This window comes from Dietzia sp. 179-F 9C3 NHS (assembly GCF_045369825.1).
Classification (GTDB): Bacteria; Actinomycetota; Actinomycetes; order Mycobacteriales; family Mycobacteriaceae; genus Dietzia.
Map to the genome: position 1 here is coordinate 55,688 of NZ_JBIQES010000006.1, position 21,523 is coordinate 77,210.

Below are 21,523 nucleotides of genomic sequence, written 5' to 3' on the forward strand. Positions count from 1 at the left end.
TCACCAGGTGCTCGGGGCCGTACGGTGCGCGGCACCGGACGTCATCGCTCCACCGGAGGCGAACTGCTCACCCAGCCGGCGGCGGAACATCTCGATCGTTTCCTCCCGATCCGCCAATGTCGGGGCCTTCGACACCAACGCCTCAGCCGCGAACTCCACATCCACCACCGCGGCCAGATCGCGGGCCGCCAGCAGCTCACGCAGCGACGGCACCCACCGGTCCATCCCGTCGGCCCGGTCGGCGTCTGCTCTGCGTTGCAGCGCTTCGGCCACATCGACCACCGCCGGCGGCACCTCGAGCTGTGTGGCAGTCGCGAAATCGGTCGGCACGTCGACGATCAACGCCATGCGGTTGCGCACCGGCTCCGACAGCCCGGGCCCGTTGCCCGGGTTGAAGGTCAACAGCAGGCTGAACCCGTCGGCTGCGCGCAGATGCTGCGTGCCCGGGCGGTCGATCACGTCGATGGAACGGCGAGCATCCAACGCCGGGTGCAGCGCCGTCTGCACCCCCTGGTGCAGCGCGCCGGCATCGTCCAGCAACAGCGGCCGCCCCTGCTCCATGGCCTGCCACAGCGGGCCATCGACCCACTTGAACGGCCCCTCCGGGCCGGATACCGGCTGGTGCAGCCCGACCAGGTCAGGCCAGGTGGTGGCCGAGGAGCACGGCACGATGATCAGCTTGTCGCCGAGCGCTTCCCGGCACAGTGTGGTCTTGCCGGCTCCCGGTGGCCCTCCGAGCGCGATCGGCTGTCCGGTCTCGGCGACAGTTCGGATGATCTCCACGTCGCTGCGCCCCGCCAGGGTGCGCGGGATGTAGGCGTCGCGGACCGCGCGGGCCAGGTCAGGGGTGAGCTGCACGAGCATGTCCAGGAAGGTCGCCGGGTCGGCGCGCATCGTCTTCTCGGCGTGCACAGCGTCGGCGAACGCTCGAGCTAGCCCTTGCGCAGGTTTCGGGCCGGCCGCCAGTTCGTCGTCCACGTTGACCACTCCCAGGGTCACGTGGGGTGGGACTTCTCCGGGAGCACACTGCTCCTCGATCTCCCGGGCGATGGAGGCCAGCGCGTCCAGCCGCGACTGCGAATCGGAGGAGCCCACCTCCTGCCGTGAGGTGGGGGAGGACGCCTTCCCCCAGACGCGCAGCCCTGTGGCGGTGACCATGTTGATGTACGTCGAGTCCAGCTCCTCGTCGTCGAACTCGTCCTCCTCAGGGATGAACCCGAACCCAAACAGCAACATCGCCCGGTCGCACCTCGCCCCGCTCGCCTCATCCGTGTGTGCGCATCGTATCGACACCCCCTGCCGCCGGCGCCGGTCGGCGAGCTGCCGGCGGCATGACCGGCTGGTACACAAGTCCCGTACCGCTCGACCGGGCGGAAAGAGGGGCGGTGAGCGTGGCTCTGTGGCGCACCACCGAAGAGTCGGTGCAGCGGATGCTGCACGACTGGGGTCGTCCGGTGGCCGCCGTGCGCATCATTCCGCCGGGGCGATCAGAGAGCTCGACCGCCGCCTACCTCGACGGTGACACCGCTGTCATCGACGCCGAGCCTGCCGGGTTGTCCCGGGCAGTGCAGGGCGCCCGCGTGGACTCGCTGACCTACCAGCTGCAGGATCCTGCCGCCGCCGCCCGCGTGGCCGCCGTGTGCGCACCCCTGGTTGTCTCGACCTGGCGCACAGCGCCGCCCCCGCGCGACCGTCGTCTGGCGGAGACGATGATGCGGCTGGATCAGATCCGTGCCGAGGCTCAGCTGAACCGACGCCAGCCCGCGCTGCGGTACCTCCTTCCGGCTGCGGCGACGTGGGTGGCCCGCGCCCCTGTCGCCGGATCCGACGATGCCGTCGCCTTCCATCTGCTCACCGACATCTGCCCGCGGACGGACGCGTTGATCCTGCCCGCCGCGGCGACGGCACGGATCAAGGCTCCGCTGGTGGACTACCTCGGGGTGTCGGCAATGCGCGATTTCCTGTCCGCCTGGCGGCACCTGCTGGCTTCGCCAGACCAACGGTCCTCACTGATGGCGGTTGCCCGTAGGTGGATCGAGCTGACCGACACCCACCTGCCCGGGTACCGCGACCGGGCCGGTGCGCCGACCCTGCTGGCGCTGGCGGCCCGACACGCCACCACCGACCTGGAGATGATCGAGACCGACGCATTGGACCGTGTCGCCGAACTCCGGCAGGAGCTGGGCGACGAGACGGAGCGCCGCTCAGTCGTCCTGGACCCCGACCACGGGGCGGCAGGGGCGGGCACCGGCCTGCCCGCCCACCGATCACTGCGCCACCTGGCGCCGACAGACGACGACCTGGCGTTGCGCACGGACCTACGCTCGGCGTTGGCCGTCGCCAAGGCCCGGCAGATCGCCACGGTGGCCCGCCCGTCTCGCACCCCGATCGGGCGGGCCGACCCTCGCGAGCTCGTCCGGATGGCCGCCCAACAGCACCGCGGCACGCCCGTCACCGCGACGCCCTGGACCCGGCACATCCCAGAGGTCGAGGATGAACCGGACATTGTTGTGGCAGCCGTCCTCGACACCTCCGCCTCGATGGCGCCCTGGATGCGCAGGGCCTGCCCTTTGATGTGGGCGGTCGCTTGTGGAGCGCATGACCTCGGTGGCGTCGCCGCCGTGTGGGGGTTCGGCGGCGAGGCGTTCGAGTTGATCCGGGCGGGCTCCGCGCCTCACCTCGTCCCGCACGTGCGCGACAGCGGCTCCGGGTCCACGGGATACGCCGACGCGGTGGCGGCCGCATGCGAGGAAGCCGACCTCATCCGCCGGCGGGGCGCCCGCCTCCTCGTCGTTCTTACCGACGGTCGTCTCCCCGACCCACAGGAAGCCCGCAGGCTCCAGGCCACGCTCACCGACGTCGTCGCCAGCGGCGCCACCGTGCTGTGGTGCCTGACCCGCAGTGTCAACGACGCCCTCGTCCCTGACCAGGCGATCGTGGCGCAGGGCGTGACCCCGGGGCTCTTCGCCGACACCGTCCGGGGTGTCCTCCTCAACACCGTGCGGGCCAGCCAGTGACTAGCCCGCCGCCTCATACACCACACCTCCGACACCCCGCCGATACTGTGACCCCACAGCAGCCGAGAAAGGACCCACGATGACCTCGCCCGAGCAGACCGACGCAGTCACACCGATCTCCGCCACCACGATGGCGGAGCTGCCCTTCCTGGACCCTGACCAGGCGGCGCCGCCGCTGGTCACCCAGGATGCGCACGAGTCCGACATCGGCGCCGCACACGGTCGTGTGCTTCCCATGATCGGCCAGTGGCGGCCCTACCTCGTAGATGTCAACGCCGCGGCGCTGAGCGATAACCGCACCCGCATTTACGCGGACTCGGCAGATGACGCTGTCGCGGTCCTCGTGGGTGGAGAGGCCCCGGCGGCGATCGCCGAACTGCACGCCGCCATCGACGGGCTCGGGCTCGACCCGGCACCCGAGGGGTCTCTGTCTGCTGACGAGTTGATGCTCGTCGGCGACGACGACGACCTCGAGGACGATCTCGCCACGGTCGCCGAGCTCGACCCGGAGCAGCAGGCGGCCTACGACGAGTACCAGGCGCAGCGCGCCCGGCTGGAAACGGCCCAGGTGCGGGTGGCTGCGCTGCTGGCCGATCACGCGACGGGGATGCGGCTGCTGCTGCAGCGGCAGATCAACGCCTCGGCGGTCGACGATGGGCGCTGGGCTGAACTGGACGGGGACGAGCGGGACGAGCTGACCGCCTGCGCGACCGATGGTGCGGCCGGCCGCCGCCCGTTCGGTATCCCGGAGATGGTGCCGTTTTTCGACGAGGACGGCCGCGAGTCCGACGAGCTGGTCGCCCGCGGCGAGTGGCGGGCGGACGTTCCGTTGGTGTGCGTGCGCACCGACTATCTGCCGTTCACCGGCGCGGTGGCGCCGCTGTCGGTGGTGACGGGGCGCGGTGCTGACGGCAGCGAGTTCTGGGTGCCGGGGGAGCCGAACCTGATCTGGCTTGATCCGTCGAACCCTGCCGACTACCTAGAGTCCCTGGCTGCTGCCGGTCTGGTGGAGGTGACCGAGCGGCCGGTGGACCACTCGGTGGAGCTGATGCGCCCGTGGTTGAAGGAGAAGCGCCGCCGGGACCTCGAGCGTGCGCGGCAGGTGGGTCAGGGGTAGTTCCTGCGCTGTCTCGCCGCCGGATCGGTGGCCCAGTGGGGGCGGGTGCTGCGTCGGCGGCGCCCGCCCCGCTTTCTGCACCTGCCAGTTGTAGAGGTCGCACCAATGGCACCACTGGTGCTGGTGGTGCCGACGCCCCCTGTTGCCCCGGCGAGGCCCCCTGCACCAGCGGGGCCGTCAGCGCCGTGGCCTGCATGATCAGGTGGACAGAAACCTGGACAGAAATCGTTGACAGGGGGTCTGTAGTCCGGCATCGTCACTGCCATCGGAGAAACCACCCCAAGGAGGGTCAAGACCCATGGTGTGTCGAGAAAACAAGGGGCGGTCCGCGATGATCGGACTGGCCAAGTCGTTCCAGCGGATGATGGGGCACCCCGTCGACCACGACGCGAACCTGCAGTCGATGCAGCACCAGCTTCGCCACGAAGTCGAAGCAGCCGACGAGAAGTTCTCCAACTTCGACAGCTGGCCGAAGGACGAGCAGATCAAGGCGTGGACGGAGCTACGCGCCCGGGTCGAGGAGCTACCCGAAGGCGTGATGAGCGACGCTCGCCGCTACGGCGAATCCAAGACCAACCCCGGCGTCATCACCCGCATCGACCAGGAGATCGCGCGCCTCCGTTCCGGCAAGCACGAGAACGGCAGCGCGCTCAAGAGCGTGCAGCAGAACACCGGCGCCGACATGGTGGCGTCGATGAAGATCGTCTCAGTGATGGAACGGCTCGTCCCGGCCAGGCGCAACTTCATCGAGAACCAGGCTCGCCGGCGCGGTGTGCCGTACGCCGAGGCAGAGGCGGAGTGGCTGTCAAAGATCAACGAGAAGGGCAATTTCTCCAACATCAGCCTCACCGACGACTACCGCGACTCCCTGCAGATCTCCGGGGTCAGCGCCCAGGATCAAGCAGACCTCGGGCAGGCTGGCCGGGCCCGCTACGCGATGGCCGCCATGGAGGAGAAGACGCAGACCATGCTCGCTGCGCACCGCAAGGCCAACCCGCCGCGGCCGGCCATCGACGACAGCCACCGACTAGGCACCTACACCTTGCCCCCCGGGGACGGAGCTATCCGCTGCGCCGCATGTGGCCAGTTCGGCCACGAGAAGAAGGCCTGCCCCAACACCGACCTGACGGACACTCTCGACGCTGTTTCCGAGCGGTCCCAGATCCTCGATAAGCACCAGAGCATCCTTGATCGCCGCGAGATGCTGGCCTCCCGCAGCGAGGAGGAGATCCAGGCGGTGTTCGACGCCAAGGCCCCGGGGATGACCGTGGCCAAGTTCCGCGCCGCCCTCGAACGGGACGAGAAGAACCTGGGGGAGCCGCTGATGGGGGCCGCCGCGGTGCAGAAGATGCGCCGCAAGTGTGAGAAGGAGGGGCAAGCAGCGCTGGCTGAGCTCAAGGCCCGCGAACCCAAGGTGTCCAACTGGGTCGAATCGGTGTCTTACAACCCGAACAACGGGCTGCTGCGGGTGACGATGCACCCGGCCAAGTCCGGCAAGACCTACCCGCCCCGCTACTTCCGGGCACGGCCCGAAGAGGTCGACGAGCTGATGGAGCATCCCTCAATCGGCAAGGCTCTTCACGCGGGATTCCTCTCCAAGAACAAGACAGTCGAGGGACACGAGTTCGAGAACGCCGCGGACCTGGCCGAAGCGCTCCAGGAAACCAGGTGCCCCACCTGTGGCCGGTGGGCTTCGCTCAACTCCAGCCATCGGTGCCCGGTCATCGGCGGACCGTCCGAAGAGGTTGACCAGGTCCGCACCCGCAACGTGCTGACCTACCAGGCGATGGCCCGGCAAGCGCGGGAGAACGGAGAACCCGTCCCGATGAAGCCGCCCACGATCTTCCAGTCGCTCAAGGGCACCACCGACAACAGCCATTACGTCGTCGATCCGCAGACGAAGCAGAAGGTCGCCGGCGCACTGCGGTCGGGCGACAAGCAGGAAGCCATGACCGTGACCGAGGACGGGAGCCGCGTGTGGGACACCGCCGTCACGTTCAACGGGTCTAACGACGACTGGCATGTCTCCGGGCATGTCGCCGTGTGGAAGGACCCCGAGACCGGTGGCCGACTTATCGGCATCGACGGGCAGTCCGGGAACGCAGGCCTGCAGTGCCAGTGCCCCGCCTACCAGAAGAACCGGCGCTGCCCGCATGTCGTGGCCGTTGGCCGCCGCCTCGCAGCCAAGTACGAGGCTCAGCCTGCCTACCGGGCGACACGGGCCGGTGAGCCCCTGCGCCTGCAGCAGGAGGGTCTGGCCAACGACGCCGCATCCCTGCCGCCCGAACGGCTCAGCTACTCCACGATGTCGGCGATGCGCGTGGGCGCCATGCGCGACGTGCTCGACGCTGCCGACACCCATGGCATCGCTCGCCTGCCGGAGACCCTGTGGCCCAGCCGGGCCACCGACGTCGCCACCGGCGAACCTATCGACCCGCCGACCGAGTGGAAGCGCGACCCAGCCCAGAACCCCAAGGCTTCCAAGGCCGTCGATCTCGCAAACACCGGGCAGGTCGTCAACCGCATCCGGCGGCTGTCGCAGTCCAAGACGCAGCTCATCCCCACCGTCGAACCTGTACCTGGCGGCGGGTTCCGCACAGTGATGAAGAAGGAGCGGGTGCAGTACTCGGTGCGGGCGGAGCCGGACGGCAGTATCGTGCTGAACCTGCCGCCGTCGATCCTCAAGGATGGCGGCAACACCGCACGAGCTCGGGCCATGGAGTCGCACTTGCGGTCCACGATGGGGCTTCCCGCCGGACAGCGGGTTATCCCCCACGGGATCCGGATCTCCTCCGATCCCTCGGCCCGCTACGCAGCGCTGGACGCGATCGCCGGCGACCCTGCGCGCATCGCCCCGACCCGCATGTACGCCCCTCAGGACGGCTCGTTCGCCGCTGCGCTGCACCGTGGCCGCGCCGGCAACGCCGGCCAGTTCGCCCCCGCCTGACCGTCGCCACCCCTACCGCCCCGCCGCCGGAATCTTCGGCGGCGGGGCGGCGGCATGACCGGCACTTAGCATCGACCTACCGCACACGACTGCTCCGCAGGGAGGCTCCATGACCGCAAGCAGCGACGTCGACGACGCCATGAACGCCGTCCTCGGCCCGGGCGAGGAGGTCAGCCCCCGCCCCGCCGGTGAGGTCGCCGCTCCGGGCGAGGGCCCCTGCAGTGAAGCCGAAGCCGAGCAGTTGGTGGAGCGGGCCATCAACGCTGCGGAGACGTTCTACGACACGGTGGTCGAGATCATCCGACGGCAGGCGTGGGTTCCGCTCGGCTACGCCAACCCCCGCGACCTGATGTTGCGGCGCCTCGGCGGCACGACGGTGAACCCGGTGACGGGGAAGCCGTACAGCCGTTCGCACGTCCACCGCATGGCCAGGGTGTCGTGGATGCTGTGGGCGATCTCCGACCGCACCGGTGTAGACCCCGGCGACCTGACGATCCCTGAACGCACTCTGCGCGAGCTCGGCGGCGGCATGAGTGGCGACCTGCAGCTGGTGGACACCATCAGCGACCGCGTCGCCGCCGCGATCCACGACAAGGACGCCAGCCCCGACACCGTCCAGGATGTCATCGACTCCGCACTGTCCGATGCCGCTGGTGGCTCGAGCTCAACTGTGGACGTCTCTAACAACGACGAGTTCGACGAAGTCGACGGCCGCCCCGACGACCACTCGGCCAGTGACGGCGGTTCCGGCTCTCTCCGGGACGGCCGAGGCGGAGAAGCCACTGGGAGCGACACCTTCGATGCCGGTGACGACGACGAGCCCGACGCGCCGCCTACCCCGCTGACGCCGGCTATCGACGCCTTCGACGTCGACGGCGGGTTCGACGACGAGGATGCGGCGCCGATCATCAACGCCTCGGATGCGCTGTCGCAGATGCGGGCGAACGCCAACTACACCCGGCATCTGCAGGACATCAAGGAGATCGCCGGTCACCTCCCGGAAGTGACCGCGGTGGAGAAGCAACTGCCGCAGTTCCTCGACATCGTCGACGACGATGAACTGGATGAGTTCAAGGAGCTGCTGGAGCAGACCCGCAGCTTCGTGGACCGGGCCCAGAAGGCGAAGGAGGCAATCGACGCGGTGATCGCCGCGACCGACGATCGGCTCGACTTCGTCTAATCGGGCACCAGTGGAAAGGTGTCGGCGCGGAGAGGTTGACACTGGTGTACCGCCTGCCGGATGATGGTGAGGCGGGATGCCAGAAGGCCTCCTGCACTCGCCAGCGCCCCGCCCTCGATGCGGGGCTGCTGTGTTTTCATGGATCGCATGCGTGCGGTCTTCATCGACGAGTCACAGGCCAAGGGGCACGCCCTAGCTCAAGACTGCGGCCGCGGTGAAGTCGGCGCCCAGCGCCGCCGGGTCGGCGAGCACGTAGTAGGTGAGCATCACTGCCGCGCCGGTGAACGCGGCGAGCAGGATGCGGTCGGACAGCCCGTTGGCCCGGATGCGCAGCGGGCTCGGCGGGGCGATGTCCCACCAGCGCTTGCCGTTTATCGAGACCAGTCCTCCGAGTAGCGGCACTCCGCGCTTGGTGATCATGTCCCCCAGCAGGTGGGTGATGACGCCGACGGTGACCGCGGCGCCCAGGGCGACGCTTCCCGCCGCCGCCGGCAGGGCCACCCACACCGCCACGGCCAGGGCGAGCGATAGGCCGGTCACGTACAGCCAGTCCTGCTTCTTGGTCCAGTCCGGGGCGAGACCGCGGATCGCCAGCCCGAGCATGAAGAACAGCACCCCGATGGCGCCCGGTTTGCCGAACGCTCCGACGATGCCGGCGGCGGCCAGGCCTGCCAGGATCGCGAACCACACTGTGTGTGTGGCCGTGCGGTGGCCGTTGGTGATCGGGTCGTCCTTGCGGGTCTTGGTGAGGTTGTAGATGGCCTGCGAGGTGTTTTCGACGACGTGCGCGACGCCGGTGGAGACAAGCCCGAAACTGCGGGCCAACGTGCCCTGGGGGGTGTCCAGGTCCGGCAGGAGTGCGGCGCCGGCGGTGACGCCGGCGAAGACGAAGACTTCCGGGATCGAGGAGGCTCCTCCCAGGCTGGCCGGGAGGAACGCGCCGAGCGCAAGTCCTGTGGCGGCCCCACTCATCGCGTGGGTTGGTCCCATCACCATGGTCTCGGCTCCTTCACTCGCCGATGGTCGGCGGTTCGTAATCGCCGTTGTCGGGGATCTTGTCAACGAGCTCGGCTGCCCCGTCGATCAGCCGCGGCAGGAGCTTCACCGTTGTGTCGGCGACTCCGCTGACGATCTTTCCGGCGGCTTCTACCGCTGTGTCCTTGCCTTGCCCCAGGTCCACCTCTGAGGCGCCCTGGAGGAAGCCCCACAGCACGAGGGCGCCGATGATGCCGGCTATCCACTTCACGTCCGGGTTCTCCTCTCAGGGCGCCGGCAGCGCCGGAGGCTGGATTCCCGGGCCCGGGTCGATGCTCTGGTTTCCCGGGGCTCCGGGGATCTGCTGGAACTCGCCGCTGGTGTCGTCGAGCTTCGGGATGTCCTCCCCGAGGTCCGGCTTGGGCAGGTTCTCCGGGTTCGGCAGCTTGTCTTTGATGGTGTCTCCACCGAAATTCACCGCGTCCTCGACGTTGGAGTACAGCGCAGGCCACCAGCCCTCCGTGAACGGCTTCTTGCCGTCGGCCGCCCAGGTCAGAAATCCCCAGCCGGCTCCGGCGACGACCAGCGCCATGATCACTGTCGATACGAACCTCACTGCTCGCCTCCGTCTCGTTGGCGCACACCGCCCACTGAGTGCGTCTGTGCCGCGTGTTCTCCGATGCCCGCATCATTCCGCACGGTCATGCCGGGCGGCGTTCTCAGGACCACAGGGAGGGTTCGACGACGTCCTCCTCGACGTCGGCGGCGCCGTTGTCAGCCGCTGGCCCGGGGGCGCGGCTGGCCCGGCGGGGGGTTCGAGGGGCCGACATTGGTTCGGGGGCGGGGGAGTCCGGTTGATTGTCTGCGGTAGTGGGCGCCTGGCGCTCGTCGACGGGGGCGGTGGTGGGCTCGTCGTCGTGCTGGGGTTCTGGCTCGTGTGCGGGCATCGGGGCGGGGTCTGCGGTGTCTGCGGGCTCGGCGCCAGCCTCGTCGATCTCCTCGTGGTTTTCCGCGTCCGCGGAACTGCCCGCGGTAGCTGCTGCGTCCCCATCTTCACCCGGGCTCTGCTCGTCGAGAATCACCCACCGGGGCTCCTCTCCGCCATCCGCGTTGGGCACGGTGATCTGCTGGTAGCCGATCTCGGTGAGCCTGTTGCGTGACAGCTCCTTAGCCCCCTGCAACGTCATCGACGGGTCCCAGGGTGCAGGCATCGAGTCATCCGGCAGGAACATCACTTGAACCTGCCGGTAGCCGTTCTTCGGGTCATAGCCCCATGCCCGCCCCTTCGGGGTGCCCGCTTCGGGGAAGCGGGTGCCGTGCTGGGAGTTGAGGATCTGCTCCGACTCGTACTGATCCAGTGGTCCGACGCCGAGTCGGAAGCCGAGCTGGGAACGCAGCTGGGTGGAGATGATCTTCGCGTCGGGTTTCTGCGCGGCACACACGATGTTGGTCTCCAGTGCCCGGCCCAGGCGCGCGATCTTCTCCAGGCTTGCCCTGGCCTCGTCTTTCAACTCCTCCATGTCGCTGTCCGCGCCCTTCGCGAGGAAGTCGGCGATCTCGTCGAAGAACAGGATGGTCCGCTTGGGGACGGGGCCGTAGATACTCTCGAGATCGGGCTCAGCCGCGTACTTGTCGCGCAGCCACGACAGTTTCCGCACCTGGGTCCGATTGAGCAGCGTTTGTGCGGTGTCCATGCGCTCTCGCGTCATCGCGACGGCTTGGCAGATTTCTGTGTCGGTGGCGGCGAACCGGACCACTGACGGGAACTCCGGAGTCCAGGTGAAGTCGGTGCGTTTGGGGTCACAGACGATGATTTCGATGTCATCGGGCAGGTACATCGCGTAGAACAGCACGATCGACAGGGCCACCGAGTTGTGCGTCGGGATCAGGGCGTCGCCGCACAAGAATTGCCGGGTCGGGGAGTCCACGCTGATGCAGCGCATCGGTCGCGGTTGGACCTTTCGGATGTCGACGATGTACCGGTGTTGGTGCTTCTCCGGGTTGGCGCTGCCTGTTCGGGCGAGGTGTATCTCGCATTTTCGGGGCAGGCGGAACACCACGTCGCGGGTGGTGAACGCAACCCGGTAGGTGCGGCCACACTCTCGACCGTCCAGGCGGGCGGCCTTTTCGGTGATCGTGGCCCGGTACCCGAGTCCCCGCGCCAACTCGAGGACGTCCAGTGCGAGCTGACGGTTGGTGTTGTCGAACTCCACTCGACCGTGTGCGCCCACCGTGCCGTCGGTGTCCAGCAGCCCGGCGAGCAGGGCCCGTCGCTGCGCCTGACTGGCCTGCAGGTAGGCGCGGGGAATGTGCTTGCCGCCAGGTGCGGTTCGGGTTCGGAGCAACCCCGACTGACGCAGTGGCGTCCGCAGCCCGGTCACCGTGTAGGTCCACACGTTGCCGTTGACGCCCTGGGGGCGTCCGACGGTGTGGACGGAGTAGCCGTCCTCGCGGACCGTGTCAGCGACCTCGGGGTCGATGCTGGTGAACTGTGCGTGCCAGGAGTGCCCGTCTCCGAGCCACACGCCGAGCGTGTACGGGGCGATAGGCAGGCATGCCTCCGGGAACTGCAGTGCGGCGGCGACGGGCACGGAATGGTTCGCGTGCCCGCCGGGGGCGCGCAGGCTGTGGCGGATCTCGTTGACGGTGCGCACCTGCCCCAGAGTCGTCGCCGACCTTTGGTCCCACATCGGTCGGTCCCCATGATCGGCGACCGCGTCGAGCAGGGCCTGCTTCGGGTACAAGGGGACTGCTGGGCCCGGTCGCACCACCGTCCTTTCTGGGACGGTGAGTTGCACGACTCGCTCGTCCAGGGAGTGAGGGACGACGGCCGCGGCGCCCTGTAGCCACTGGTTCACCTGCCGCTTGTCCACGCCGATCGTGCGCGCCAGGTCTGAGGAGCACACCCTGTCGTTGCTACCGTCGCGCAGTCCGACCGCGGCGGCCATCACGGCGGTGCCGTGCTCGCTCAGTGACCCGGACCGTGCAGAGCGGACCTTGGTGACCAGGAAGTCGGCCAGCGCAGTCGGTTCGTAGAGCGTCACCTTCTGGCGCTGGAACACGATCTGCTCGCGGTAGTGGTATGTGCGGGCCTCGGTGCGAACTTCTTCGGCCGCACCGATCGAGGCTGCTAGTGCGCGAAGCGGACCCGAACGGTTGGGCGTAAGGCCTGCCAGTGCTGCGACCTCCGGGAGCGTGGCGGTGTCGTCCGGCCGGCACTTCTGTGCAGCGGCACGCAGTCGCGCGGTCGTCTCCGGGGCCAGCCACGGACGGCGGTGGCGCGTGTCGGCGTAGAAGCGTTGTTGGGTACGGGCCACCCGAGTGGTGCGGGTCTCGGTCCACCACAGGTGCTGGTCGTCGCACACGACTGTTGACCCGTCGGAGAACTTGACCTCGAAGCAGGTGTCGGTGAGCGGCTGGTCGTACACGCCGGTGACGGTCGTCGGGCGTCCGGCCTCGTCGAATACTCGGTCCCCGACCGAGAGCTCGCCCATGGTGCGCCAGCCGTCCGGGGTGCAGATCGGGGTCTGTGTGTCCAAGGCCTTACCGGAGCCGGTCTTACCGCCGATCAGGCCGTGTGGGGTTTCCCCGAGGTCCCAGTCGAGCCAGCCTCCGCCCTTCTGCGGGCCGAATCGGAATACTCCGCGCTTGGCTAGTGCGATCACCTCATCGAACTCTGGGGTGCCGGGCGGGGGGAAGGCCAGCGCCTCGGGCAAGGGCGGCACCGCGGTGATGGTGACCTTCCCCTTCGGGGCGTCCCATGAGTAGTGCCAGTCGTTGTCCTTGCTCAGGCTGTCCCAGTGGTCTTGGAATCCATCTCGGGTGTCCCGGGCGTTGACGTCCATTGACCCGAACTTGACCTCGGCAACCTGCACGAGGGCTGCCCCCTCTGGGCTTAGCTGGGGCTGCCACTCGAGGATGTCGCAGTCGACAAAGTTCTTGCTGGATCCGAACTTGGACTCGATGACGTTGCGGAGGTTTCGCTCGGTCACTTTGCGGCGGGCCTTTTCGCTCCGGGAGGGGTAGGCGGTCGCCACGAGTCGGGTGGTTCCTCCGGGCGTCCAGTCGTACAGCCACGTCAGTCCCGGGTGGCTGGCCTCCATGGCGGTGTCGAAGTCTTCCTCGAATTTGTTGCGGATGCGGCGGTCGCCGAGGTTGAGGGTGCCGAAGTCGATGGTGATGGCCACCGGGTAGTGCTCGGGGAAGCGCTTGCCCTCGGGCATCCACTTGGTGACCTCGCAGTCGATGCTGCTGTTCTTGGTGGTGCGGATCAGCGAGTAAACGTCAGAGGTGATCTTGCGGGCGACGACCTTGCGGCGGGCGCGTAGGTCGTCGTCAGCGACGAGCTCGGCGATGAGCTCGCCGTCGGTGGTCCAGTCGTAGACCCACACCCCGGGTCCGCGGACCTTGCGGTCGAACTCGGCGGTGACGCGTTCACGGAACTGCGGGTCGGAGGCGTCGAACCCGCCGTATGCCCAGACGACCTTGGTGGGGTAGGGGTAGGTGGCGCCGCCGGCTTCGCTTTCGGTGCGGGCCTCGACGGTGAGTGCGTAGTCGTGGTCGGCGGCGTTGCGGGCCCCGTCGAACAGGGTGCGGTCGCCGAGCGATCGGGCCATCTTCCGGTCGTGTCCGCGCTGCCACACTCGGGGGTCCTCGGCTGGCACGGACGTGGCGGTGACGTGTGAGGCGTCGGCCCAGTCGAAGACCCACTCCTGTCCATCTCGGGGCGGTGGGGTGGCTTTCTGGATTGCCTGCTCCAGCGGTGTGCGCAGATAGGGGGCGGTGGTGGCGGGGGAGTCCGGGCCGACGGTGAGGGTGAACTTCTCGGGGCGCGCCTTGGGGCCCCAGGAGGCCACAGACAGGTAGGAGGCCGGGTTTACCGGGGTGGTGCTGGTGGAGCGGGGGAGGGCTGCGGGCCGCTGCATCGCGGTGTAGATCGCGGTGAGGGCCTTGCGGCGGCGGGGCATGACAGCTCCGGCGCGGACGAGGGTGTAGAGCAGGAACCCGGCCAGCGCCAGTCCTGTCCAGCTTCGAGAAGGCGTGCCGAGGTAGAGCAGGCCGGCCAGGAGCGCGAGGATCAGCCAGTTGGCGGCGACCAGGGGGACGGGGCCGAGCTTGGTTCCGTCCTGGACCCATGTCAGGGTCGCCCAGTCGCTCAGGAGTCGCTGCCCCTGCTGCTGGGCCTGCTGCTGGAATCTGGACGGTGGTCGCCTGCGGGCGCGCGCCATGTGTGCTGGTCCTTCCCGTGTGGTCGGGCACATCGTCTCACCTGTACGTGCCGGGCTGGGTTGTGCCGGTCAGGCGATGGCGGCGTCCTGCGTGGTGGTCGACCAGGGGTGGGTGCGCAGGTCCCACACGGTTTCCACGTCCTCGAGGTCGTGGCCGCGGTGGTGAAGGCGGCGGGCCAGGACGTGGGTGTCACCGACTGCGGTGATGACGATCGTGGTGGTGGTTCCGTCGTGGTGGGCGGTCAGGACGGTGCCGGGCCACCAGTGGCGGGCACGGCACAGGGCTGCTGAGGTGCGGGCGGGCTGGCTCATCCGCGCTCCTTTGGGGGTTTCTCCGATGGGGCGGTCCTATCACGTACGGCGCCCCGGCCGCCAGGGATCGGCGGTCGGGGCGCTGGTGTGCGGGTTGCTCAGGCGGGCTGCAGGAGCCGGTAGGCGCGCTGGCGGGTGGCGGCGCCGCTGTCGTTGAGCTGGCGCATTGCGACGGCGTTGGCTCCGCCTCTGGCCGGCTTTTCCCAGTCGAGCCATTCGGCCACGGCGTTGAGCGCCGCCCAGCGGGTGTGCCGGCCCTCCTCCTGGGTGTCTGCGGTGGACCACAGCTCCATGAGGCTGCTGCGGCGGTTCTCCCAGCGGGTGAGGGCAGTCTTGCGGTCCTCGTCGGGGCGGGGGTCGAGCTCGGCGAGGAAGGCGTCGTACTCGTTGGTGGTCATCGGGGTGGCTGCCAGCTGCTCGGCGCGGGCGGTGAACTCCTTCGCGTAGCGAATCGCGCCGGTCATGGTGTTGCGTGCTTCGACCAGCCGCTCCTCAGCGGAGGCCGAGTGGCGGATGTTCCACGTCTGGGGCACGCCGATCCCGATCGTCAATCCGTTGGTGCAGACCCGGCGCCGGGCGGTCACGGAGCTCATCGCGACGCCTCCGTCGTTCGAGGTGGACAGGATGACCTTGTAGTCGATGGGGTCATGGCCGCCGATACGTACGGAGGCCTCGGGGATGGTCATCGTCAGAAAGGTGGTGCGGCCGTGGTTGGTTTCCCCGGCCGAGTCGAAGCGGGCGCCGAGGGTGCGGGCGTGGTCGGCGATCGCGTAGACGTCAGCGTTGGACAGCGGGACGTAGCGGGAGCCGACGGTGGACAGGACCACGCCGTTGTCGTCACGGACGAGCAGGCGCCGGTCGGGCAGGCTGGCGTTGATGACTCCGTCGTCGCACAGGATCGGGAAGGTGGGGTTGGGGACGTCGATCAGCCCCCAGTCCAGGTTCGCGATGCGCAGGGCGTCGGTGACGTCGTTGGCGTGGCTGATGTCGGTGCCGAGGGTGGACTCGAACGGGACGCGGTCGGTGACCTTGAGCGGGGTGCTCATCGGGTGCCTCCTTGGGGTGGGTTCTCTCCGATGCCCCCACTAGACACCATGGGCACGGCTCTGCAGCAGTCTCCTTGTGGTGGCCGGCAAGGGGTGCCCTCCGCCTTATCGTGAGTGCTATGACCAGCTACTCCGCTCGCGTGTTCAATCCGGTCGAGCCCGACCGGGAGGCCGCCACCTACACGGTCCTGGATGGTTTCCCTTCGGTTGACGCCGCGTGGCAGGCCGTGCAGGACTTCTTGGGCTCCGACGAACGGTGGTCGAGTGATGCCCTCGTTCACCAGCAGGCCGTGGCCGCGGCACGGTTGGCTCCGTTCGTCGCCTATGACCTGCGTACGCGGGCAGACCAGGCTGCCGGCGAGCACCCTGTGTCGGCGCGGGTGTTCAACGCTGGCTCGTAGCCGCCACACTGGCGGGGTGACTACTGCTGCGCTTCTCGTGCATGGCTTCGGTGGGGACCGGACGGTGTGGGATCCGCTCGTGCCCCGTCTCGAGCAGGGCGGCGTGTTCGCGTCGCGGTTGGCCCTGTCCGGACACGAGGAGGACTCTGAGGCGCTGGCGACGACGCCGTGGACCGCCTGGCTGGACGATATGCGAGCCGGGGTGGCCGAGCTTCGTGGTCGCGCCGACCGGGTATGCCTGATCGGCTACTCGATGGGCGCCACCATCGGCCTGCACGCCTTGGCTGAGCATCTGGTGGATGCGGCGGTGCTCATCTCGCCGAGCATGCGCGTGTCGCCGGCGCAGCGGGCCGTGGTGGCCGCGCTGACGGCCCTGCGTGTGCCCTCGCTCCCGCGGCAACTTGTCGGCACCGGCGACACCGGCGGTCCGCCCCTGCCGGTCTCGGCGTTGGCCACCAACATCGCCTTCAAGGACCATGCCCGCGAGCTCGAGCTTCGCGGCCCGGCGCCGACGCTGCTGCTGGCCGGCGCCGATGACAGCGTCGCCGACCCGGACTCCGCGACGGAGGTGCTGCGCAAGTTCGGGGCCGGTACCCGCCTTGTCACGCTCGCTGGTGGCGAGCACAGCCTGCCCGATGGGCCGCTGGCCGGGCAGGTCGCCGACCTGGTGAGCACGTTCGTGGCGGAAGCGGACTCGGTCTAGTAGTTCGGTCTGATCGTGGCGCCGCCGGGCCCGTCGAGGACGACGACCTCCCGCTCAATGAGACACCCGTTTCCGGTGCGCGGTATCGAGAGGATCCGCTGGACGGGCATGGTGGTGGCCAGAATGTAGCCGAGGCTGCGTTCATCGTCTTCGGCGAACATGCCGGCCACCTCCTCGCTGTCCGACCAGGAGGACAGGGGCTTGTTCCGGACGTGGTCGATGACGGTGGGGGTGTCATAGTCCTCCAGCTCCTCGGCAGGAATCCAGCCGGGAACCCACCGGTACTCGCCGTCGTCGCGGTCGGTGGGCGGGATCGACGTTCTCGTCATGTCGCGGGGCTCGTACTCGGCGTCGTAGTAGGCCATGCCGCGGTGTAGGCGCACCTCGGTGACGCCGCGGTCGGCGAACCACTCCTGGGTGGCCTGGTACTGGGCCAAGACGGTGATGCCGGCTTCGTACTCGGGGCTGTCCAGAGCATGCCCGGCCAGCGGGTCACGGCCGGCGGCCAGGGCTTCGGCGGCCTGGTGGTAGGGGGCCAGGGTCTGCTCGCCGTACTTGTCGTGGGAGTAGTTCATCGCCCACGCCCGCATCGCCTGGTCGGCGATCGCCTCGGCGCGTGCCGGGGCGATCGCCGGATCGAGGCGGTGGATCCGTTCCCCGAGGCGCTGGGCGGTGTCGGCTTTGAGGTGCGACTGGAGCCGGTCGAACCCATCGGAGTCGAGGAAGACCCCGCCGTCATGCGCTATGAACAGCGCCTCCTCGAGGTTGCTGTCGGCCGTCGAGGAGATGAGCTGGCGCACCTTCTCGCCGACAGCGACTCCGTCCGCGATCTCTCCGGGGCTGGCGAAAGCGTCATCAGCCATCGCGCTGTCCAGGTCGCGCATCACGGAACGCTCGAAGTCTTCGGTGGGACTGAGGTCGCTGAGGATGGCCTGGGCGGTGGCGAAGTCCATCTCGGGCAGATCCTCAAGCATCGGCACCTGCTCGACGCCTCTCCCGTCGGCGCGCGAGGCGAACCTGCTGGGCGCGGTGACCGGCAACATCGTCAGCCGGGTGGGGCAGGTGTGCGTGCTGGCCTTCGAGGTGTACTGCCCGCAGCGGCTGCAGCGGTCGCCACTGGTGACGGACCACTGGTCGTCGGTGAGCATGTCGCGGGGTTCGGCGGGCTTGCCGTTGTCGCGCTTCCACTGCGTGTAGGCGTCCTCGCGGGCCTGCCGGCGTTTGACCGCCTTGGTGAAAACCCGCTCGAGTTCGCGGCGGGTCGGGTGACTGTCGGGGTAGGTGCCGATTACCGCCCATAGGTTCGCCGCGCCCCGGGCGGTGGTGGTGTAGTCGGTCAGCGCTTCCCGGTAGCGGCTCACCGCGTGCCTGTCCGCGCCGGCCGGCGGCATGTCCAGGGGGGCTATGCCCAGCTCGGCGGCGGTAGCGGCGAGGGCGGCGGCGGCGTGTGCGTGGCAGCGCTGCCCGCCCTGCTCCTTCGACCGGCACACGACGGGTCAGGCCTGCGGATTCGGGATGTGCGCGGCCCACTCTGCGATGCCGGCGCTCGGGGCGATCGGCACCGTAACCGCACGTCCCCGGACGTCGATGGCCCGGCCCGCCAGCTGCGGGCGGCCGCCGGCGAGTTCCAGTTGTAGCCATGCGGCGATCGGCTCGTCCTCGGTAGGCCGCCACGTCGCCGTCCCGGCCGCAAGGTCGGTGACCCCCAGGTCCGGCCGGTCGGGGACTGCGCGGGGCCGACGGGGTACCAAGTGGCGAGGGGAGGGGTCGCACCACAAGCGCTGCCAGGTGGCCGGATCGGCTACGGCATGCTGTTCGAGCCCCGCCACGAGTTGGTGGACGGCTGCGCGGACGGTGTGGTGCAGGGTACTCATGCGGGATCTCCTTGGTGTGAGAGTAGGACGGCCCCGCACCATCGGATGGTGCGGGGCCGACATTCCGGTCATCGCTCGTGAGCGTGCCGGCGCTCAGGGGGGCTAGAAGGGGGGCTCGTCGGTCCCGCCGAAGCCGCCGCTGTTACCAGCGGCGGGAGCCTGCCCCCACGGGTCGTCGATGTCTCCCTGCTGCTGGCCCTGCTGGAACTGCTGGCCGCCGCCGTAGCCGCCCTGCTGCTGGCCGCCGCCGTAGCCGCCCTGCTGCTGGCCTCCGCCGTAGCCGCCCTGCTGCTGGCCTCCGCCGTAGCCGCCCTGCTGGCCGCCACCCTGGTTGTCACGGGAGGTGCGGGTGACCTTGGCGGTGGCGAACTTGAGGGAGGGGCCGACCTCGTCGACCTCGATCTCGTAGACGGTGCGCTGCTCGCCCTCGCGGGTCTCGTAGGAACGCTGCCGAAGACGGCCGGTGACGATGACGCGCATACCCTTCTGCAGGGACTCGGCGACGTTCTCGGCCGTCTGGCGCCAGATGTTGCACGTCAGGAACAGGGCCTCGCCGTCCTCCCACTGGTTGGTCTGGGAGTTGAATCGGCGCGGGGTGGAGGCGACGCGGAAGTTCGCCACCGGCGCCCCGGAGGGGGTGAAGCGCAGCTCGGGGTCGGCGACGATGTTGCCGACGAGAGTGATGGGGGTGTCGCCCTGGCTCATGGGTTTCTCCTTGCTCTAGATGCGGGCGGTGAGACTGCGGGTTGCGGTCTCGAAGGAGAGCATCGCAGCCGCTCTTGCCGGTGTGGTGTTAGTCGCGGGCCGCTCGTGTTCCGGCGGAGAACACTGAGCGTGTGGGCCAATGGAGCACCCCGTACGCCGGACCATCCCCGCTCGCGTGGGGAGCGCGGGCAGGACGTGTCGGGGGACGTCCTGTCCTGGGGACCATCCCCGCTCGCGTGGGGAGCGCGGTCGTGGACACGTGCTGCTTGTAGACGGTCTCGGACCATCCCCGCTCGCGTGGGGAGCGCCTCGCGTGGGGAGCGCACTCCCTACGCTGCGTGGGACCATCCCCGCTCGCGTGGGGAGCGCACCCTACGCTGCGTGTTTGCCCCGGGGTGGGGCGTTTGGGGATGGGTTCGGGATTGCTCCCGAACGGTGACCACCAAGGTGGCCTTCGCGCTTCCATGGTCCCGCACCGTGGCCGCCGACAGGCGGTTCGGGCACGGGACCTCCACGCGCTTTAGCGTCCCCACCCTCCGTGGGGACGGCCGCCGAGAGGGCGGCGATGTTGCGTGCGGCGTTGACGTCCCGGTCCAGGACCAGGCCGCACTCGTCGCACTGGAACGTCCGCTCACCAAGGCCGAGTTTGGGTTTCACCCAGCCGCAGGCGGAGCAGGTCTTACTGGTCGGGGCCCACCGGTCCACGACGTGGAGCCGGGACCCGTACCAACCGGTCTTGTAGTCGAGTTGGCGTCGGATCTCGCCGGGCTCGACATCGAGGATGGACCGCGACAGGCCCGTCTTGGCGCGGACGCCGCGGCCGGGGGCGTCGACGGTGCCGCGGGCGGAGCGCACCATGCCGGCCACGTGCAGGTCCTCGACCGCCACGTCAGCCCAGCCGGTGGCGAGTCGCTTGGTCAGGGCGTGGGTGTGACGGGCCCGCTCGAGCGCTTCGAGGTGGTGCAGCCGCCCAAGCCGGGCCACCAGGCGGCGACGGCGGTTGGAGCCCTTCTTGGAGCGTGCCAGGGCTCGGTTGGTCTTGGCGATCCGCGCCGCCACCTGCCGCTTGACGCGCGGGTTGGGGACGAGCTCGCCGGTGGAGAGGGCGGCGGTGGCCTTGACGCCGAGGTCGACGCCGACGGTGCCGGCCGCGCGTTGGCGGCGTGTCGGGCCAGGCTCGGGCTGCTGCTGCTTGACCAGGACGGAGGCGTACCAGCGGTGGCCGGAGCGGGACACGGTCACCGACTGGATCAGTGCGTCGCCGCGGGCGATGGCGCGGCCGAGGCGTTTGCCGGAGTCGTGCAGCCGGATCTCCCCGATGTTGGGTAGTCGCAGGCGCCGGTAGGTGGCCAACCGGATGCCGGGGCGCTTGACGTCGTGGAACAGCGAAAAGGTGTCGCGGGCGCGGCCCTTCTTCTTGAACCTCGGGTAGCCGACCCGGGCACCGGCCCGCTCGCCGCGGTGCGACGATTGCCAGTTGGACCAGGCGCGGTCGGCGTTGCGCATCCCCGCCATGATGGCGTGGCGGTTGATCGTGTGCAGCCACGCCCCCTCGGCCTCCGGGTCAGAGGCCGCGCGGTCGCGGTGGTCGGCGATCAGGGCGGTGAGCTCACGCGACTGCGCGGCCAGACTGGGTGTGTCCACTCCACCGCGGGCCTTGACCAGAGCGCGGGCGCCAGCCTCGTCGACGTCGTCGCTGTAGGTCGTCCACGCGACCTCCTGCAGGTACCGGCGGTGACCGTCGACCAGAACCCCGAGTCGTTGGTTGAAGCCCCAGCGGGCGGCGCCGGCGTAGCGTGCCAGCGCCTGCCGCTGTGCCTCGGCCGGGTCGAGGCAGAACCGGTACGCGCGCAGCACTTCGACGGTGGCGGGCATCAGTTCCTCCTCTCCCTGTTCGGGGTTCATCTCGTGGTGTATCAGTCGGGTACGACATCGGCCGATTGCGGCATCCCTACGTCGGGCCCTGCGACGGCAGCATCCCACCCCGATTTGCCGGTGTGGTGTCGCCGGCCTCGCCC

General features: G+C 69.2%; 17 protein-coding genes. 6 read left to right on the forward strand and 11 right to left on the reverse strand.

The features are described 5' to 3' along the window. Positions 1-1,236, reverse strand: a complete 1,236-nt coding sequence (locus tag ACH0BZ_RS08895; protein ID WP_406897811.1) for an AAA family ATPase — start codon at positions 1,234-1,236, stop codon at positions 1-3. Between the two features lie 149 nt (positions 1,237-1,385). On the opposite strand from ACH0BZ_RS08895, the gene ACH0BZ_RS08900 reads away from it, so the two are divergent. The 4 genes from ACH0BZ_RS08900 (at position 1,386) to ACH0BZ_RS08915 (ending at position 8,261) form a co-directional block, all read left to right on the forward strand. Then, the gene (locus ACH0BZ_RS08900) at positions 1,386-3,017 is read left to right on the forward strand and encodes a hypothetical protein (protein WP_406897813.1); all 1,632 of its coding nucleotides are present in this window, start codon (positions 1,386-1,388) and stop codon (positions 3,015-3,017) included. A 79-nt stretch (positions 3,018-3,096) separates the two neighbouring features. Beyond that, a complete protein-coding gene (locus ACH0BZ_RS08905; RefSeq protein ID WP_406897814.1) occupies positions 3,097-4,134 on the forward strand; it encodes a hypothetical protein in 1,038 nt (345 codons plus the stop codon). 298 nt (positions 4,135-4,432) lie between these two features. Beyond that, entirely contained in the window at positions 4,433-7,081 is a 2,649-nt protein-coding gene (locus ACH0BZ_RS08910; protein WP_406897816.1) for a hypothetical protein, read from the forward strand. A gap of 109 nt (positions 7,082-7,190) precedes the next feature. Continuing rightward, the gene (locus ACH0BZ_RS08915) at positions 7,191-8,261 is read left to right on the forward strand and encodes a hypothetical protein (RefSeq protein WP_406897817.1); all 1,071 of its coding nucleotides are present in this window, start codon (positions 7,191-7,193) and stop codon (positions 8,259-8,261) included. 192 nt (positions 8,262-8,453) lie between these two features. Here ACH0BZ_RS08915 and ACH0BZ_RS08920 read toward each other — a convergent pair whose 3' ends face one another. From ACH0BZ_RS08920 to ACH0BZ_RS08945, 6 genes are all read right to left on the reverse strand, one after another. After that, positions 8,454-9,257, reverse strand: a complete 804-nt coding sequence (locus ACH0BZ_RS08920; protein ID WP_406897819.1) for a metal-dependent hydrolase — start codon at positions 9,255-9,257, stop codon at positions 8,454-8,456. 13 nt (positions 9,258-9,270) lie between these two features. Continuing rightward, entirely contained in the window at positions 9,271-9,507 is a 237-nt protein-coding gene (locus ACH0BZ_RS08925; RefSeq protein WP_406897820.1) for a hypothetical protein, read from the reverse strand. Positions 9,508-9,522: 15 nt separating this feature from the next. Further along, positions 9,523-9,852 (reverse strand): hypothetical protein, encoded by a 330-nt coding sequence (locus ACH0BZ_RS08930; protein ID WP_406897822.1) that lies wholly within the window; start codon positions 9,850-9,852, stop codon positions 9,523-9,525. Positions 9,853-9,955: 103 nt separating this feature from the next. Next, complete coding sequence (locus ACH0BZ_RS08935; protein ID WP_406897823.1) at positions 9,956-14,464, reverse strand: LAGLIDADG family homing endonuclease; 4,509 nt, start codon at positions 14,462-14,464, stop codon at positions 9,956-9,958. A 69-nt stretch (positions 14,465-14,533) separates the two neighbouring features. Beyond that, a complete protein-coding gene (locus ACH0BZ_RS08940; RefSeq protein ID WP_406897825.1) occupies positions 14,534-14,776 on the reverse strand; it encodes a hypothetical protein in 243 nt (80 codons plus the stop codon). A 98-nt stretch (positions 14,777-14,874) separates the two neighbouring features. Then, positions 14,875-15,822: a DUF932 domain-containing protein gene (locus ACH0BZ_RS08945; RefSeq protein ID WP_406897826.1), complete on the reverse strand. Its 948-nt coding sequence runs from the start codon at positions 15,820-15,822 to the stop codon at positions 14,875-14,877. A gap of 119 nt (positions 15,823-15,941) precedes the next feature. On the opposite strand from ACH0BZ_RS08945, the gene ACH0BZ_RS08950 reads away from it, so the two are divergent. Both ACH0BZ_RS08950 and ACH0BZ_RS08955 read left to right on the forward strand, forming a co-directional pair. Further along, positions 15,942-16,223 carry a hypothetical protein gene (locus tag ACH0BZ_RS08950; RefSeq protein WP_406897828.1) on the forward strand — a complete coding sequence of 94 codons (282 nt, stop codon included), beginning with the start codon at positions 15,942-15,944 and terminating at the stop codon, positions 16,221-16,223. Positions 16,224-16,239: 16 nt separating this feature from the next. Continuing rightward, entirely contained in the window at positions 16,240-16,926 is a 687-nt protein-coding gene (locus ACH0BZ_RS08955) for an alpha/beta hydrolase (RefSeq protein ID WP_406897829.1), read from the forward strand. On the opposite strand, the gene ACH0BZ_RS08960 is transcribed toward ACH0BZ_RS08955, so the two are convergent. The 4 genes from ACH0BZ_RS08960 to ACH0BZ_RS08975 all read right to left on the reverse strand — a co-directional run bounded on the left by ACH0BZ_RS08960 (position 16,923) and on the right by ACH0BZ_RS08975 (position 21,380). Continuing rightward, positions 16,923-18,416 carry a hypothetical protein gene (locus tag ACH0BZ_RS08960; RefSeq protein WP_406897830.1) on the reverse strand — a complete coding sequence of 498 codons (1,494 nt, stop codon included), beginning with the start codon at positions 18,414-18,416 and terminating at the stop codon, positions 16,923-16,925. The genes ACH0BZ_RS08955 and ACH0BZ_RS08960 overlap by 4 nt on opposite strands. A 6-nt stretch (positions 18,417-18,422) precedes the next feature. After that, positions 18,423-18,800 carry a hypothetical protein gene (locus tag ACH0BZ_RS08965; RefSeq protein ID WP_406897831.1) on the reverse strand — a complete coding sequence of 126 codons (378 nt, stop codon included), beginning with the start codon at positions 18,798-18,800 and terminating at the stop codon, positions 18,423-18,425. A 102-nt stretch (positions 18,801-18,902) separates the two neighbouring features. Beyond that, on the reverse strand, positions 18,903-19,505 hold the full coding sequence (locus tag ACH0BZ_RS08970) for a single-stranded DNA-binding protein (RefSeq protein WP_406897832.1): 603 nt from the start codon (positions 19,503-19,505) through the stop codon (positions 18,903-18,905). Positions 19,506-19,877: 372 nt separating this feature from the next. After that, positions 19,878-21,380, reverse strand: a complete 1,503-nt coding sequence (locus ACH0BZ_RS08975) for an RNA-guided endonuclease InsQ/TnpB family protein (RefSeq protein WP_406897833.1) — start codon at positions 21,378-21,380, stop codon at positions 19,878-19,880. Positions 21,381-21,523 lie beyond the last annotated feature (143 nt).